This is a genomic window from uncultured Dokdonia sp. (genome assembly GCF_937910895.1).
Lineage (GTDB): Bacteria > Bacteroidota > Bacteroidia > Flavobacteriales > Flavobacteriaceae > Dokdonia.
In genome coordinates, this window is sequence record NZ_CALEMI010000159.1 from 25,869 (window position 1) to 40,445 (window position 14,577).

General features: G+C 36.4%; 17 protein-coding genes and 1 pseudogene. 4 read left to right on the top strand and 14 right to left on the bottom strand.

The features are described from left to right. The first annotated feature begins 81 nt into the window (after nt 1–81). Nucleotides 82–915, top strand: coding sequence for an SAM-dependent chlorinase/fluorinase (locus tag Q0505_RS18925; protein WP_299216364.1), 834 nt, complete (start codon nt 82–84; stop codon nt 913–915). Further along, nucleotides 915–1,211: an antibiotic biosynthesis monooxygenase family protein gene (locus Q0505_RS18930; RefSeq protein ID WP_299216367.1), complete on the top strand. Its 297-nt coding sequence runs from the start codon at nt 915–917 to the stop codon at nt 1,209–1,211. The genes Q0505_RS18925 and Q0505_RS18930 overlap by 1 nt, the downstream gene beginning before the upstream one ends. Nucleotides 1,212–1,217: 6 nt before the next feature. Here Q0505_RS18930 and Q0505_RS18935 read toward each other — a convergent pair whose 3' ends face one another. The 7 genes from Q0505_RS18935 to Q0505_RS18965 form a co-directional block, all read right to left on the bottom strand. Then, nucleotides 1,218–1,622 (bottom strand): hypothetical protein, encoded by a 405-nt coding sequence (locus tag Q0505_RS18935; RefSeq protein WP_299216370.1) that lies wholly within the window; start codon nt 1,620–1,622, stop codon nt 1,218–1,220. A gap of 43 nt (nt 1,623–1,665) precedes the next feature. Next, a complete protein-coding gene (locus Q0505_RS18940; protein ID WP_299216373.1) occupies nt 1,666–2,553 on the bottom strand; it encodes a DUF4835 family protein in 888 nt (295 codons plus the stop codon). Then, the gene (gene coaBC / locus Q0505_RS18945) at nt 2,550–3,758 is read right to left on the bottom strand and encodes a bifunctional phosphopantothenoylcysteine decarboxylase/phosphopantothenate--cysteine ligase CoaBC (RefSeq protein ID WP_299216376.1); all 1,209 of its coding nucleotides are present in this window, start codon (nt 3,756–3,758) and stop codon (nt 2,550–2,552) included. The genes Q0505_RS18940 and coaBC overlap by 4 nt, the downstream gene beginning before the upstream one ends. A 9-nt stretch (nt 3,759–3,767) precedes the next feature. Next, nucleotides 3,768–4,106: a DNA-directed RNA polymerase subunit omega gene (locus Q0505_RS18950; protein WP_299216379.1), complete on the bottom strand. Its 339-nt coding sequence runs from the start codon at nt 4,104–4,106 to the stop codon at nt 3,768–3,770. 11 nt (nt 4,107–4,117) lie between these two features. Beyond that, the gene (gene bamD, locus Q0505_RS18955; protein WP_299216382.1) at nt 4,118–4,930 is read right to left on the bottom strand and encodes an outer membrane protein assembly factor BamD; all 813 of its coding nucleotides are present in this window, start codon (nt 4,928–4,930) and stop codon (nt 4,118–4,120) included. 120 nt (nt 4,931–5,050) lie between these two features. Further along, nucleotides 5,051–5,929 (bottom strand): 4-hydroxy-tetrahydrodipicolinate synthase, encoded by an 879-nt coding sequence (dapA, locus tag Q0505_RS18960; protein ID WP_299216385.1) that lies wholly within the window; start codon nt 5,927–5,929, stop codon nt 5,051–5,053. Nucleotide 5,930: 1 nt separating this feature from the next. Further along, nucleotides 5,931–6,449: a hypothetical protein gene (locus Q0505_RS18965; protein ID WP_299216388.1), complete on the bottom strand. Its 519-nt coding sequence runs from the start codon at nt 6,447–6,449 to the stop codon at nt 5,931–5,933. Nucleotides 6,450–6,504: 55 nt separating this feature from the next. Here Q0505_RS18965 and Q0505_RS18970 point away from each other — a divergent pair, with 55 nt between their 5' ends. Both Q0505_RS18970 and Q0505_RS18975 read left to right on the top strand, forming a co-directional pair. Next, a complete protein-coding gene (locus Q0505_RS18970; RefSeq protein WP_299216390.1) occupies nt 6,505–7,269 on the top strand; it encodes a 5'-nucleotidase in 765 nt (254 codons plus the stop codon). 4 nt (nt 7,270–7,273) lie between these two features. Continuing rightward, the gene (locus Q0505_RS18975) at nt 7,274–8,185 is read left to right on the top strand and encodes a metallophosphatase (RefSeq protein WP_299216393.1); all 912 of its coding nucleotides are present in this window, start codon (nt 7,274–7,276) and stop codon (nt 8,183–8,185) included. Nucleotides 8,186–8,216: 31 nt separating this feature from the next. On the opposite strand, the gene Q0505_RS18980 is transcribed toward Q0505_RS18975, so the two are convergent. From Q0505_RS18980 to Q0505_RS19010, 7 genes and pseudogenes are all read right to left on the bottom strand, one after another. Further along, nucleotides 8,217–8,864 (bottom strand): hypothetical protein, encoded by a 648-nt coding sequence (locus Q0505_RS18980; RefSeq protein WP_299216396.1) that lies wholly within the window; start codon nt 8,862–8,864, stop codon nt 8,217–8,219. A 71-nt stretch (nt 8,865–8,935) separates the two neighbouring features. Beyond that, a pseudogene (locus Q0505_RS18985) lies at nt 8,936–9,153 on the bottom strand (BRCT domain-containing protein); the annotation flags it as partial. 185 nt (nt 9,154–9,338) lie between these two features. Then, nucleotides 9,339–9,851, bottom strand: a complete 513-nt coding sequence (locus Q0505_RS18990; RefSeq protein WP_299216399.1) for a hypothetical protein — start codon at nt 9,849–9,851, stop codon at nt 9,339–9,341. Nucleotides 9,852–10,052: 201 nt separating this feature from the next. Further along, nucleotides 10,053–12,041 (bottom strand): NAD-dependent DNA ligase LigA, encoded by a 1,989-nt coding sequence (gene ligA / locus Q0505_RS18995; RefSeq protein ID WP_299216402.1) that lies wholly within the window; start codon nt 12,039–12,041, stop codon nt 10,053–10,055. Nucleotides 12,042–12,358: 317 nt separating this feature from the next. Continuing rightward, on the bottom strand, nt 12,359–12,949 hold the full coding sequence (locus tag Q0505_RS19000; RefSeq protein WP_299216405.1) for a TIGR00730 family Rossman fold protein: 591 nt from the start codon (nt 12,947–12,949) through the stop codon (nt 12,359–12,361). Between the two features lie 129 nt (nt 12,950–13,078). Next, complete coding sequence (locus Q0505_RS19005) at nt 13,079–14,053, bottom strand: HemK/PrmC family methyltransferase (protein WP_299216408.1); 975 nt, start codon at nt 14,051–14,053, stop codon at nt 13,079–13,081. Between the two features lie 14 nt (nt 14,054–14,067). After that, the gene (locus Q0505_RS19010) at nt 14,068–14,553 is read right to left on the bottom strand and encodes a GNAT family N-acetyltransferase (protein WP_299216411.1); all 486 of its coding nucleotides are present in this window, start codon (nt 14,551–14,553) and stop codon (nt 14,068–14,070) included. Nucleotides 14,554–14,577: the final 24 nt, after the last annotated feature.

Here is a 14,577-nt window from a genome sequence, read left to right on the forward strand (position 1 = left end):
CGTGTTATTAAAAATAATAAACAATTTGGGGATGGTTGTTTTTTTGCTTTCGCGAAAGCGGACTACCCTTCACATATAGCTATGGCGATTATCACATTAACTACCGATTTTGGCGAAAAAGATCACTTCGCGGGTGCTGTAAAAGGGGCTATTTATAGTGAGCTTAGTGATATTCGTATTGTAGATATCACCCATTCTATATCGCCATTTCACATCACAGAAGCGGCGTATATTATCCAAAATGCGTACAAAAATTTTCCAAAAGGTAGTATTCATATTATAGGTGTAGATAGTGAACTGACGCCTGAAACCAATCATATCGCGGTCAAACTAGAAGATCATTATTTTATTTGTGCCAATAATGGAATCATCTCGCTCATCACCAGAGACATTGTTCCTCAAGAAATGGTAGAGATTAATATTCATAATAGAGTGACGACTAACTTTACGGTACTAGACGTCTTTGTTCAGGCGGCGTGTCATATTGCAAGAGGAGGTACGCTCGCTGTAATCGGGAAGCCTATTTCTGAAATCAAACCGCTTACCGGCATCCAACCTATCGTTAATAAATCACAAAAACAGATTATCGGAAATGTGATTTATGTTGATAATTATGGAAATGTGGTGAGTAATATCACTCGTAAACTGTTTGAAAAGGTAGGAAAAGGGCGTGATTTTAAAATAGAAGCCAGACGCACGCAAATTTCTAAAATACATACCTCGTATAGTGATGCCATTAATTTCTCATTAGAAAAACACAAGCGAGAAGAAGAGGGCAAAAAACTGGCGATTTTTAATTCTGGTGATTATATAGAACTTGCTATTTATAAAAGTAATCCAAGTACGGTAGGAAGTGCAGCTACCCTTTTTGGGCTTGACTATCGGGATGCGATTACGATAAACTTTGAAGATTAATGCTCGTACGAATTGTCAAAATGCGCTTTCGCGAAAGCGAAATAGAAACCTTCTTAACCAATTTTGAGGTGGTCAAAGAAAGCATCAGAGCGTTTCAAGGCTGTCAGTTTTTAGAATTGTATAGAGGGCAGGATGATACGCGTATCTTCTTCACCTATAGTTATTGGGATTCTGCCGAAGCTTTAGAAAACTACAGACATTCAGAGTTGTTTAAAGGGGTTTGGGCAACTACAAAACCCATGTTTTCAGATAAACCTGAAGCTTGGAGTGTAGATAAACTAGCGAGTTTGGAATGAAATTATTTAATATCTAGAGTATTTAGAGACAAACTTATTCAATTTTTCTAGGTTTATGATTCCATTCTCACTTATTACTTGCTCTTTAAACATAGTAGCCAATAATTTTTTCCAATTACGACTTAATTTTTCAGATTCAAATTTAACTCTTTGTTCAAAAAAATTTATTACTATATAATCATCATTATAATAACCTCTAGTACCATTTTCGTTTGATGTCATGTATAAAATTTCATCGTTATCTTCTAACGAAAATATAGATATCTCAGTTCCTAAACCTTTTCTATCAAACTTGAATACTTCTTCTCCATCTAGAAGAACCTTATCTCCTTTAAATTTAACCTTTTGTGCATTGACAGAATTTAAAGTAATCACGCTTAAAGCGAATAAAAGAAAGTATTTAATTTTCATAAATTAAAGAATTGAATATTTTAAATAAGACTAAAATAATGTTTTAAAAAGAAATCTGCCTCCAAAACGTAGATTTGGTAGGTGCAATTCGGTTTAAAGTGGTTAACAAATCTGTAATCGGAAGTTGTGGTCCCCCAGAAAACATAGCTGCAATCTCTTCTGCTTTGGAGTCAAAGAACACCCGATTTAAGAAGTTATTAGGGCGTTTGTTATACATCGCCTTCATTTTACCAATCGCATCCATCACAGCTTTCTTTCCTTTTTTGGTGTCATCTGCCATGATATCTAAACCCGTACGATGATACTCATATAGTACCTCGCTAAAGTCTCTAAAGTTAGGCGATAATAAGTCCTCATTGAGTCTGTAGCGTGATTGTGGTCCATCTTGTGGTCGCCATCCTCTGTTATTAGTTCCTTGCGCAGTAGTTACAATTTGCTTTGCTGTTTGAAAATAATCATCACCTGCGTTTGGTGTAAACGTATTGCTATCATATCCTAAGATCGTATATACATAATACGCAAGCACAGAAACAAGATTAGAATCAAATGTATTAGGATTGAAAATAAGCGGTTGGAACTCTACATATTCAAAATCAAAGTCTCTGTCATTAAAGTTAAAAACTGGGCTGTTGTAATTGGAATTAAATACAGGACGTGATGATTGCACTTGAATACTTGCTTTAAAAGCATCTGAGTTCACTTCTTGAACGATGATATTAAACGAACAATCAATACGTTCTTGTTGTTTGTATTTCTTATCGGTCCACTTTGTATTATTGATAAACTCGGTAAGTGCACGTTCTAGGGTTTTAAATACTTGAAGCTCTGCTTTTCCTGTTTGTTCTGCATTAATAATCACCACAGCATTTAATTCTTGTGCTTGAAGTGATAATGTGCATAAAATTACAAAGATTGCGATAAGTGTTCTCATGTTGTTTTTATAAGTATCTGATCAAAAATATCTGCTGCCACTTCCTTTTTTGATTTCAAATCATAAGAAGTAGGCGATCCATTTTTGTCTATAAACGTAATTTTATTGGTTTTGGTCTTAAAGCCAGCTCCTTTATCTCTAAGCGAATTTAAAACAATTGCGTCTAAATTCTTCTTTTTCAATTTTTTTAGTGCGTTTTCTTGCTCATTTTCCGTTTCCAGCGCAAAGCCTACAAGAAACTGTCCTTTCTTTTTCTCCCCCATAGAGGCGAGAATATCTTTGGTCTTTACAAGATGAATCGTAAAGGTATCGTCGTTCTTTTTAATTTTTTCGACAGCGACTTGTGCTGGTTTATAATCTGCTACAGCGGCAGCGGCAATCGCAATATCGCATTGCTCATATACTTTATGTACTGCCTCGTACATCTCTTCTCCAGAAACGACATCGTGGACAGTAACCAAGTCGTGTTGTACCTTTAAGGCACTAGGTCCTAAAATCAAATCGACAGAGGCACCTAGATCGGCAGCGCGTAATGCGAGCTCTGCTCCCATCGTACCGCTACTGTGATTTCCTATAAAACGTACAGGATCTATAGCTTCATACGTTGGTCCCGCTGTTATGATTACACGTTTCCCTCTAAGCGGTAATTTTTCTTGCATAGTATTTTCTATAAAACGTACGATATCTTCTGGCTCTGCCATTCTTCCCTGACCTATAAGCCCGCTAGCTAATTCGCCACTGGTGGCTTCGATCATAATATTTCCGTATGAAGTAAGCTTTTGAAAATTTTCTGTGGATGAAGGGTGGATGTACATATCCAAATCCATTGCGGGTGCGAAATATACAGGACATTTTGCACTAAGATAGGTCGCAAGTAATAAGTTATCACAAGTTCCTTGCGACATTTTTGATAGTGTATTTGCAGTAGCTGGGGCGATCACCATCAAATCTGCCCATAACCCTAGTTCTACATGATTGGTCCAAACAGCATTGGCATCTTCTTCCTTTGTAAACGAGCTATGAACTGGATTTTTTGAAAGGGTAGATAATGTGAGAGGGGTTACAAAGTCTTTTGCTTTTTCTGTCATAACTACCTGAACAAAAGCGCCAGCTTTAATAAATGCTCTTACTAAAGTGGCGCTTTTATATGCTGCTATGCCAGCGGTAACTCCTAACAGTACTTTTTTACCGCGTAATATGGACATATATGTAATTTATGCGTTTGTATCTTCTTCAGAAATACTTGTATCTCTGTAATAAATACGATCTTCTAGCCATTCTTGCACTGCAAGTGCATGTGCTTTAGGAAGACGCTCATAAAATTTAGATACCTCTATTTGTTCTTTGTTTTCAAAGATTTCTTCAAGACTATCATTAAAGGTAGCAAACTCGTCTAACTTATCAGAAAGCTCTTTTTTGATTTCTGTATTGATTTGTGTTGCACGCTTAGCAATAATAGAAATCGCCTCATAGACATTATCTGTAGGGGCATCTATTAGATTTTTATCTATAGTTGTTGTATTTACTGGTGCATCAAGATCTTTAATATTCATCTTACAAGTGTTTAATTTATGGTCTCTTCTACTTGAAGTCGTTCGTTGATATCTTCTATCATCTCAGTAACTTCTTCTGTATATTTTCCTGACGGATAATATTTTTCTAATACTTCGTATGCTTCTTTTGCCTCTATCAATCGTTCTGTCATTAAGTCTAGTCGACTTCCTACGGCAAATTGATAAGCAGAGTCAAATCTCCAGAACATGGCATCTTCTCTGTAAACAGATCCTGGATATGCAGATATAAAATTATCAAATGCTTTTATAGCATTTGGGAATGTATTCCGACTAGCGCCTATAGTGTTATATCCCTTTGCAATTTCAAAATCTTTTTTTTCTAATTTTGTTTGCAATTCTTTAACCATGGCATTTGCTTGTTCCTGTCTTTCTGAATCTGGATACACATTGATATATTCTTGCAACTTCTCCATGGCTTTATAAGTATCTGCTTGATCTAGATAATAGCTTGGAGAAAGTTGATAATAACTCTCTGCGCTTTTAAAAGCAGCTTCTTCTCTCTTGGTACTTTGAGGATATGATTTTACAAAACGTTCAAATTGATAACCTGCTAAATAATAATCGCCTAATTGATAATAAATATCAGAATAGGCATACATAACACGCTCTGCTTGTGGACGACCTCTGTACAAAGGAACAATCTGCTCGTACAACTTTAATGCTTTTTTATAGCTACCACCTTGGTATAGAGAATCTGCAAGTGTATACTTGAGTTTAATATCATCAGACTTTAGCGCATCTTGATACGTTGAACATGAGCAAAATACAATTGCAAAAACAAAAAGGACACAAATATTCTTCATAGGACTAAAACAGCAGGCAAAATTACAAAAAATCTATCACATAATAAAACAATATATGACACGTCAAAAATAAACGGATTTATCGCTCCTATCCTAGGATTAGCATAAGATTAACGCTTTTTAATAAGTTTTAAGATAGACACCTATTTTCTGACTTAACGGTATGCTGGCTTTCACAAGAGGTAATCTTACGTGATCTTCACAAAGATTCAATTGTGATAATAATGATTTGATTCCTGCTGGATTTCCTTCTTCAAAAATAAGATCTATTCCTGGCATGATTTGATAATGTGTTGTATACGCTTTCGCGAAAGCGCCCTCTAACCCATTCCTAATCATTCCTGAAAATGATTGTGTCAATCCCTGTCCTATTACAGAAATCACGCCATCACCTCCTGCAGAAATCATAGGCAATGCCAACATATCATCACCCGAAATAACCAAAAAATCTTCTGGTCGATCTTTTAATAAACGTAAGGCTTGTGTGATGTTGCCCGCTGCTTCTTTGATCGCTATAATATTTTTAAAGTCGCTGGCGAGACGTAACGTAGTTGCCGCTTCCATATTACTCCCCGTGCGCGAAGGCACGTTATACATAATAATGGGAAGAGAAGATGCCTCTGAAATTGCCTTATAATGTGCATAAATCCCTTCTTGCGAAGGTCTGTTGTAATAAGGAGACACCGATAGAATTGCATCAAAGCCATCCAAAACGCCGTCTGTAGAAAGTGCGACTACAATAGCTGCGGTATGATTTCCTCCCAAACCTAAAACGAGTGGTAAGCGTCCTTTATTTACAGATACGATATGCTGTTTGATTTGTTTTTTTTCTTCCTCAGAAAGTGTAGCACTCTCGGCAGTAGTACCTAAAGCCACTAGATAATCAGTTCCTTGATTTATGTTGTGTTCAATAAGTCGTGTGAGTCCATCAAAATCGATAGACAAATCTTCATTAAAAGGAGTAATCAGGGCGACTCCTGTACCACGGAAGGATTGCATGTTATAAAATTTTAAGTATTCGTAAATATTTTTCTAATTCATTGATAAATACGGTTTCTTCGCCTGTAGCCGTTGTAATTACTAGGTCGTGAAGACTTTCTTCCTCTTTGATAAGCCCTACTTTAAATGTAGCTTTAGAGAGTCCAGATACCCATCGGAGCGGTAGTCGGTCTTCTGTATAATAACTTAATAATATATCAAAATCTTTTGCTATAAATGTTTTTAAGCTAGCCGTTTTTGCAATACCATTCCATCCTATTGATTTTACACTATACGTGCCTTCTACTTCTTTTTGATCCTTGGATAGTGTTGTCACGTACGTAAGAATTTCTATGTCTTTTTCTTGGATGCCTAAAACCTTGGCAAGCTGTTCTCTATTTTTTTTATCAAAAGGCACCGCTTCTTCTTGTAAGATACCAATGCTACGTATAGGCGTACCAGAAGGGACATACGTTCTACTTGCAACCTCGTTTTTAAGTTTTCTTATAATGGATTTTGTCTTTAATCCGTTTAAAAACATTTATCTTAGCTTTTACGCAAATGTAGCTAAAAAACAGACTAAATTTAACTTCATAATGATACTTAAACTAAATATATCCACACTCCTTTTATGTGGAATTCTCATAGCGTTTACAAGCTGTAAACAAGAGCGATATAACATCTCTAGAGTAGATGCCTCATTGGTCTCTATAGATCAAAATATAAAAGAAGATGCTACAATTACTGCTTTTATGGCTCCATACAAAGCTTCGGTAGATAAAGAAATGGACGGTATCCTTGCTTATATACCTACCTCTATATCTAAAAAAGACAGCAAATACAATACGGCTATAGGTAATATGATGGCAGATGCTGTTTTTGAATTGGCAAATCCTGTTTTTGAAGCTAGAACTGGCTACCCGTTTAATGCCGTACTCTTAAATTATGGAGGCATACGTGCTCCCCTTTATAAAGGAACTATAACCACAAGAACCGCGTACGAGTTGATGCCTTTTGAAAACGAAGTCGTCGTTGTAGAGTTGAGCGGTTTTCAAATGAAAGAATTATTTCAATACCTCGCCAACGGAACGGCACACCCAATCTCAAACTTGCAAGTGATTCTTAACGAAGATGGAAGTCTACAAAAAGGATTGATCCAAGGACAAGAGATTATAGATAATGAAACGTATTTTATTGCAACCAGTGACTATTTACAAAAAGGAGGTGATAATATGACGTTTTTAAGTAAGCCTGTGAGTTTGCTTTCACTAGATTATAAGATACGTAATGTACTTATAGATTATTTTAAAAAGAACGATACGATCGCTCCCGTGAGAGACGATCGATTTATAAAACAATAAGGATATGAAACGGAGACATTTTATAAAACAAACCGCAGCTGCAGGAAGCCTTATTGGATTAGGAGGTATTGCAATGAGCACCGCCTCACTAGCACCTAAAAAACAGATTACTATTTTACATACTAATGATGTGCATAGCCACATAGAACCCTTTGCAGAAAACGACCCTAACTATGCCAACCAAGGAGGTGTCGCAAGACGATTAACCCTTATTAATAGCATCCGACAAGAAAATCCAAACGTCTTATTATTAGATGCTGGTGATATTTTTCAAGGAACTCCTTATTTTAACTTTTATGGTGGAGAGTTGGAATTTAAACTCATGTCTATGCTAGGGTACGATGCTGCTACCATTGGAAACCATGACTTTGACAATGGTGTGGGCGGACTTGCACAGCAAATGCCACATGCTTCTTTTGAAATGCTGTCTGCCAACTATGATTTTACAAATACGATGATGGATGGATTTACAAAACCCTATCGCGTGTTTGTCAAAGAAGGAATTCGCATTGGTGTATTTGGTATTGGTATCGAATTAGAAGGGCTTGTCAATCAACGTCAGTTTAAAGAGACCAAGTATTTAGATCCTATAGAACGTACAGAGGATATGACGCGAATCTTAAAAGAAGAGAAAGCCTGTGACCTTGTTATTTGCTTATCCCACCTTGGCTATGATTACAATACTAAAGAGCGTATCTCAGATCTTAAGTTAGCTGCTGCTACTAGAAACATAGACCTCATTATAGGAGGGCATACCCATACATTCTTAGACAAACCTACCATTGCTCAAAATAAAGATGGAAACGTCGTTCTCGTTAATCAAGTAGGTTGGGGTGGTATTAATTTAGGACGTGTAGATTTTCATATAGATGCTGTAACTGGCACAGAACACACCAGCACGTTTTACAATATATAATATCATTTACCAATTAAATTTACTGGTATAGCTAAAGGTAGTCTTCATCTTCTACATCAAAATCTTTAATAGCATCAATACGTGTAAGGTATAAAGCAAATATAATCTTTAAAAAGGCTCCAAAAATATGAGCCATCACTAGATAGGCTCTATGATCTGATACGTACTGATATGTGAAGGCACAAACCATTTCTGCAATCAAACCCCCGCCAATCCCCCACAACATAATATTATCTGGATGTTTATTAAAAAGAGGTATTCCTATACACGCAACGATAATCAATAAAAATGAAATAACAGAAGGTATAAACAATGTTAAATCAGGCACTAAAGGAAAAATCAAATAGAGCACATATCCTATAACATAACTCATCCCCAAAAAACCTATAATTAACTCTGTTACATTATGAGTGCTAAAGTTTTTTATATTGATCTTAATCACGGGCTTTAAGAGCCATAAAAAAAACAACTGACTTGTTATATGCAGAAAAGAGATGACATTGATATACTTTTCAAAATCGTATAAAAATAAAATTTCATAAAACATAGCCACCAACAAATATGTAAAAAAGGGAAATGAAAATTTCCCTGTTGCTTTGTAGTGATATATAAACAGAAAAATAGCAAATAAAGGAAAAAGCACCAATGTGTACTCTATGTCGTAAAGTAACGTTGCCAATACCAAAAGTATAGATACCACGATGGTTAGTGTCCTGTAGATTCTACCTTGTATGTAGCTTTGATTTTTGATTATAGTAGCTTTAAAAATTCTTGTTCAGAAATCATTGTAATCCCCAATCCTTCTGCTTTTGCACGTTTACTCGACCCCATATTATCTCCTGCTATCAAAAAGGAAGTTTTTGGAGAGATCGAGCTGGGTACCTTCCCGCCATTATCTTCTATTAATTTTTCAACTCGTTACGAGACATTTCAAAAACGCCAGATACCACAAACGTTTTTTCTTGTATAACTGCAATAATTGCTCGAGCGAAAGTAGGTATAAATCTGAATAATTCACCATTAAATCCTCTTTTACTAACAAAGCAACCACCTCGCCTTCAATCCCTTCTATATTTCCTGTCATAAAACATATAGAATTTCATATCGATCCTATCAAGGGGACTTAACAGACTAGCTATTTTATATCATATTATTATACATAATTACTATCATCAAATTCAATAATACTTTCAATACGCGTAAGATATATAGCAAATACAATTTCTAAAAACGCTCCAAAAATATGAGACATGACAATGTATGCTCTATGGTCTGATACATACTCAAAAATAAAACTACAGCACATTTCAGCAATCAAACCTATTCCTACACCCCACAACATAATATTATCTGGATGTTTATTAAAAAATGGAATCCCCGTACATAATATTATAGTAATAAAGAACGCTATTAGTGAAGGAAAAAAAAGAGTAAAATCTGGTATTAAAGGAAAAACTAAATAAAGTACATATCCTAAAATATAACTCAATCCCAAAAAGCTTATAATCAGTTCTGTTAAGTTATGATTACTAAAGCTTTTAAGCTTCACTTTCACTATAGGTTTTAACAAAATTAAAAAACAAATTTGACTTACAAGATTGAGAAATGACAACACATTAATATTCTCAGAAAAACCAAGCATAAATCCTATTTCAGCAAACGTCACAGAGACCAAATAGATCAGGAAATATACATTAAAATCCCCAGTAACTTTGTAATGATATAAAAAAAGAAATAACGCAAACAGTAGATAAAATAAAAAACGTGTACTCTATATCAAAAACCATAGTGGCAAAGATCAAAAGTACGGCCACTACAATCGCTAAAGTCCTGTACACTTTCCCGTGTATGTATGATCTATTTTCGATTAAAGTAAGTTTAAAAATTCTTGTTCAGAAATCATGGTGATGCCTAATCCTTCTGCTTTTGCTAGTTTGCTCGGCCCCATATTTTCTCCAGCTACCAAAAAGGACGTTTTTGAAGAGATCGAGCTGGATACCTTTCCGCCATTGTCTTCTATTAATTTTTTCAACTCGTTACGAGGCATTTCAAAAACACCAGATACCACAAACGTTTTTCCTTGCAATACATCTGATTGATTTGCTAATTTTTCTGCTGAGATTTCAAGTTGAACTCCATACGCTTTTAATCGTTCTATCAATTCTCTGTTTTCCGCTTTCGCGAAAAAAGCCACCACACTTTCTGCAATTTTGATCCCTATTTCGTCAACATTCACCAGATCTTCTTCTGAAGCAGCAGCAATTGTATCTATACTCTTATAATGCTTGGCAAGTTTTTTTGCTACCGTTTCTCCTACATAGCGAATTCCTAAACCAAAGAGTACACGCTCAAAAGGAATTGCCGTAGATGCTTGTACACCTTGTACTAAATTTTCGGCACTTTTCTGAGCCATTCGTTCTAAGGGTAACAATTGCTCGACCGTGAGCAGGTATAAATCTGCGTAACTGCTAATTAAGCCTTCTTTTACGAGTAAAGCGACCGTCTCTCCACCAAGTCCTTCTATATCTAATGCTTTACGCGAAATATAATGTTGAATCCTTCCTATAATTTGCGGAGGACATCCTACTTCATTCGGACAATAGTGCTGCGCTTCGCCTTCTGTACGCACCAGTGGCGTCCCACATTCTGGACATTCTGTGATATAAGAAGTTGGGAGAGACAACACAGGTCTTTTAGTCAAATCAACAGCGATGATTTTTGGGATGATTTCTCCTCCTTTTTCTACAAAAACCTCATCGCCTTCCCGGATATCTAGTTTTGCTATTTGATCTGCATTGTGTAAAGACGCTCTTTTTACCGTCGTTCCAGCTAGTTCTACAGGCTCTAAGTTTGCTACCGGTGTAATCGCTCCCGTGCGACCCACTTGGTAGGTAATTTCGCGTAAGCGGGTAGACACTTGTTCGGCTTTAAACTTGTATGCCATTGCCCAACGAGGAGCTTTTGCGGTATAGCCTAACTCTTCTTGTTGTTGTAAACTATTCACTTTGACCACCACACCATCCGTCTCATAAGGCAACGTATGACGTGCAGTATCCCAATGATTGATAAAAGTTAATACTTCATCTATATTGTGAGTCAGTTGAGACGCATCAGGCACTTTAAAGCCCCATGCTCTGGCTTTTTCTAAGCTCTCCATCTGACTGGTAATTCCTAAATTATTCCCTGTAATATTGTATAATAAACAGTCCAAAGGTCGTTTGGCAACTTCGGCGCTGTCTTGTAATTTGAGACTTCCTGAAGCGGTATTTCTAGGATTCCGATATAACTCTAACCCTTCTGCTTCTCTGGCTTCATTCATTTTATGAAAACCATCCCAAGGCAACACAATTTCTCCGCGTATATCAAACTTAGGAGGATAATCGCCCTTTAATTTTAAGGGTACCGATTTAATAGTTTTTACATTGGTAGTCACGTCGTCTCCTTGAAAACCATCGCCTCTGGTTAACGCCTGTTTTAATTCGCCATTTTCATAGGTAAGACTTATAGAAGCACCGTCATATTTTAATTCACAAGTATAAGAAACATCGCCATCGACTTGCTTTTTTACGCGAACTTCCCAATCTTCTAAATCTTGTTTTGAATAAGAGTTGTCCAAAGAGTACATACGATGCTCGTGTACAACGGTATTAAAGTTTTTGGTAACATCCCCTCCTACCCTTCTGGATGGAGAATTAGGATCATCAAATTCGGGATGTGCAGCTTCTAAAGCCTGTAATTGTTTCAGCATTTGATCAAACTCAAAGTCTGAAATAGTCGGATTATCTAGCACATAATAGCTATGATTATGTTGCTGAAGTTCTTTACGTAGCGATGTAATTTGCTGTTCTATAGTCATTAATTATATGCTTTCGCGCCTGCCTGTCGGAATACAGGAAAGCAACCTATTTGGTAGGTTTTTTTATTCTTTTATAAACCACAAAGTAGTAATTTTTGAGATACTTTTTAAGGTATTCAAACACTTTAAAATGCCTATTTAAATGCTTTAATTTTAATATTTAAATGCAAATATACCCTATTAAAAGATGGTCTAATCTACTAAAGTGCCTATTATAATGAATAATCAGATTACAACGACGCACATCAATAGAGTGTCTGCAAAACATACAAAATTATCACTAAAATACACAAAATCAATAGCTTTAAAACTTTTCTTTACGTCAAATCTCCTTTTAGCCACTTAGGAACGGGTTGTGGTGTGTAGGCTTGCATTTTTGCAATAAGTCCCTCCACAGACGTATCGACGATGAGGAGTTCGTAGTTTTCCATTTTTAAGAAACCTCTCCGTACCATGTGCTCCAGCATTTTTAGTAAATCGTCATAAAAACCATTGATATTTAAGAGGCCTATCGGTTTTTGATGCAGTCCTAACTGACTCCACGTAATGATTTCAAAAAGCTCTTCCAAAGTTCCAAAACCACCTGGCAGTGTAATAAAACCATCAGATATTTCTTGCATGGTCATTTTACGTTGGTGCATATTCTCGTTGGTAATTAACTCCGTTAATCCGAGATGAACCACTTCTTTAAGCTTTAGAAATTCAGGAATTACTCCAATCACTTTTCCTTTATGGTCTAAACTTGCTTGTGCCACCTGTCCCATCACACCAATCTTCGCCGCACCATACACCAATGTGATATCGTGGTTGGCTAGATACGCACCTAATTCTTTGGCTTGTTCTTCTATGTGGATATCATTGCCTTCACTGCTTCCGCAGAATACACAAATCGATTTTATAGTTGTCATGAGTTCTCTATTTTGTTATTTTCAGAATCTAAAAATGATGTTTATAATTATCTAATGGCTTTGTCTTTTTTTCGCTTAAAGCGAAAATTAAATTAGTCTGTAAAAATGCATATCAACAAACCCAAAGCCTTACTTACAAGCCTTGATCATCCGGTCATTACCGAAGATATCCTTACGTAATTGCACGCTAGTAAATCCAATGTCTTTAAGGAGTTGAACGGTTTCTTTACCAAGATACTGATTGACTTCAAAAAATAACCAACCGTTTCCTGATAAGTTATCAAAAGCCAATTGCCCAATGGTACGGTAAAAAATCAACGGATCTGTGTTTGAAACAAATAAAGCCGTATGTGGTTCGTGATCCAATACATTCGACTGTATTTCTTCTTTTTCGAGTTCACGTACATACGGAGGATTGGACACAATAATATCAAAAGAAGGCTCTAGCTTCTCTGCTTGTAAGATGTCTACTTGTTTAAAAGTAACCGCAACCTCATTTGCAACAGCATTTTCTGAAGCGATTTGTAATGCGTCTTGTGAAATATCATACCCAGTCACCTCCACATTCGCCAGATGCTTTGCAAGGCTCACAGCTATACACCCTGAACCTGTACCAATATCTAAAATGGAGACTAATTTCTGCTTGCTTTGATAGCTATCATTTTGATCATTCCCATTTTCTTCACTCTCTTTTATCTCTTCTTTTCTCTCTTTTTTCTGTCTTCTAGAACTCTCTTCTTCATTTTCTTTCCCCACACTCACTTCTTCCCGCTCCTTCTCATCTTCAACAATCCAATCGACCAACTCTTCGGTTTCTGGTCTTGGAATTAAGGTGTCTGGGGTGACTTTAAAAGGCAATCCGTAAAATTCGGTGGTACCTATAATGTATTGGATGGGTTCGTGTTTTTCTAATCGACTGACTACACGATGCATATTTTGAACAGTTGCTTCCGCAAGTTCTTCTTCTAATCTTAGAACAAGATCCATTCGGCTATATTTCAGAAAATGATCCATAGCAATTTGAAAGAAACTTTGAATTTCTTCCAACGGATAGTGATCCCGTAAACGAGTTTCAAAAGTGGAGCGGAGATCTTTTATTTTCACGAAAGTGTACTGATTTACAAATCAATAAGCATGTGTACGGGACATGAAAAATGTCCTGTATCTCCCATCGGACCGTCTATATAGCGAAATCCTGTACGGGTATATAGTTTTTGTGCAGCTTCCATATACGGCATGGTTTCTATATAGCATTGGTCATATCCAAAATCACGAGCCGTATCGAGACAAGTGCTCATCATTTGCGCTCCAATACCCTTCCCTCTGGCTTCTTCGAGAAAATACATTTTTTGGAGTTCGCATACATTCCCGTCATAATTGTCAAGTTGTGCTATGCCTGCACAGCCAATCAATGTACCTTGATCTTCCACCACAAAATAACGGGCTTTTGGAGTATCATACGTTTCATACATCTGGTCTAATGCGGTATCTGCATAGGCAGTTCCCACCTTAGGAACTCCTAATTCTACAAGTACTTTACGGATAACGGCAGCAACTTGCTCATTGTCTGCCTTTTCAATTGGGCGAATAATAGGTTTGCTCATCGAAAGTTATAGTTCTATTTTTGC

Coding starts and splice junctions, on each gene's coding strand:
- Q0505_RS18925 (WP_299216364.1), top strand. CDS start 82: ATGGCGATTATCACATTAACTACCGATTTTGGCGAAAAAGATCACTTC.
- Q0505_RS18930 (WP_299216367.1), top strand. CDS start 915: ATGCTCGTACGAATTGTCAAAATGCGCTTTCGCGAAAGCGAAATAGAA.
- Q0505_RS18935 (WP_299216370.1), bottom strand. CDS start 1,622: ATGAAAATTAAATACTTTCTTTTATTCGCTTTAAGCGTGATTACTTTA.
- Q0505_RS18940 (WP_299216373.1), bottom strand. CDS start 2,553: ATGAGAACACTTATCGCAATCTTTGTAATTTTATGCACATTATCACTT.
- coaBC (WP_299216376.1), bottom strand. CDS start 3,758: ATGTCCATATTACGCGGTAAAAAAGTACTGTTAGGAGTTACCGCTGGC.
- Q0505_RS18950 (WP_299216379.1), bottom strand. CDS start 4,106: ATGAATATTAAAGATCTTGATGCACCAGTAAATACAACAACTATAGAT.
- bamD (WP_299216382.1), bottom strand. CDS start 4,930: ATGAAGAATATTTGTGTCCTTTTTGTTTTTGCAATTGTATTTTGCTCA.
- dapA (WP_299216385.1), bottom strand. CDS start 5,929: ATGCAATCCTTCCGTGGTACAGGAGTCGCCCTGATTACTCCTTTTAAT.
- Q0505_RS18965 (WP_299216388.1), bottom strand. CDS start 6,449: ATGTTTTTAAACGGATTAAAGACAAAATCCATTATAAGAAAACTTAAA.
- Q0505_RS18970 (WP_299216390.1), top strand. CDS start 6,505: ATGATACTTAAACTAAATATATCCACACTCCTTTTATGTGGAATTCTC.
- Q0505_RS18975 (WP_299216393.1), top strand. CDS start 7,274: ATGAAACGGAGACATTTTATAAAACAAACCGCAGCTGCAGGAAGCCTT.
- ligA (WP_299216402.1), bottom strand. CDS start 12,041: ATGACTATAGAACAGCAAATTACATCGCTACGTAAAGAACTTCAGCAA.
- Q0505_RS19000 (WP_299216405.1), bottom strand. CDS start 12,949: ATGACAACTATAAAATCGATTTGTGTATTCTGCGGAAGCAGTGAAGGC.
- Q0505_RS19010 (WP_299216411.1), bottom strand. CDS start 14,553: ATGAGCAAACCTATTATTCGCCCAATTGAAAAGGCAGACAATGAGCAA.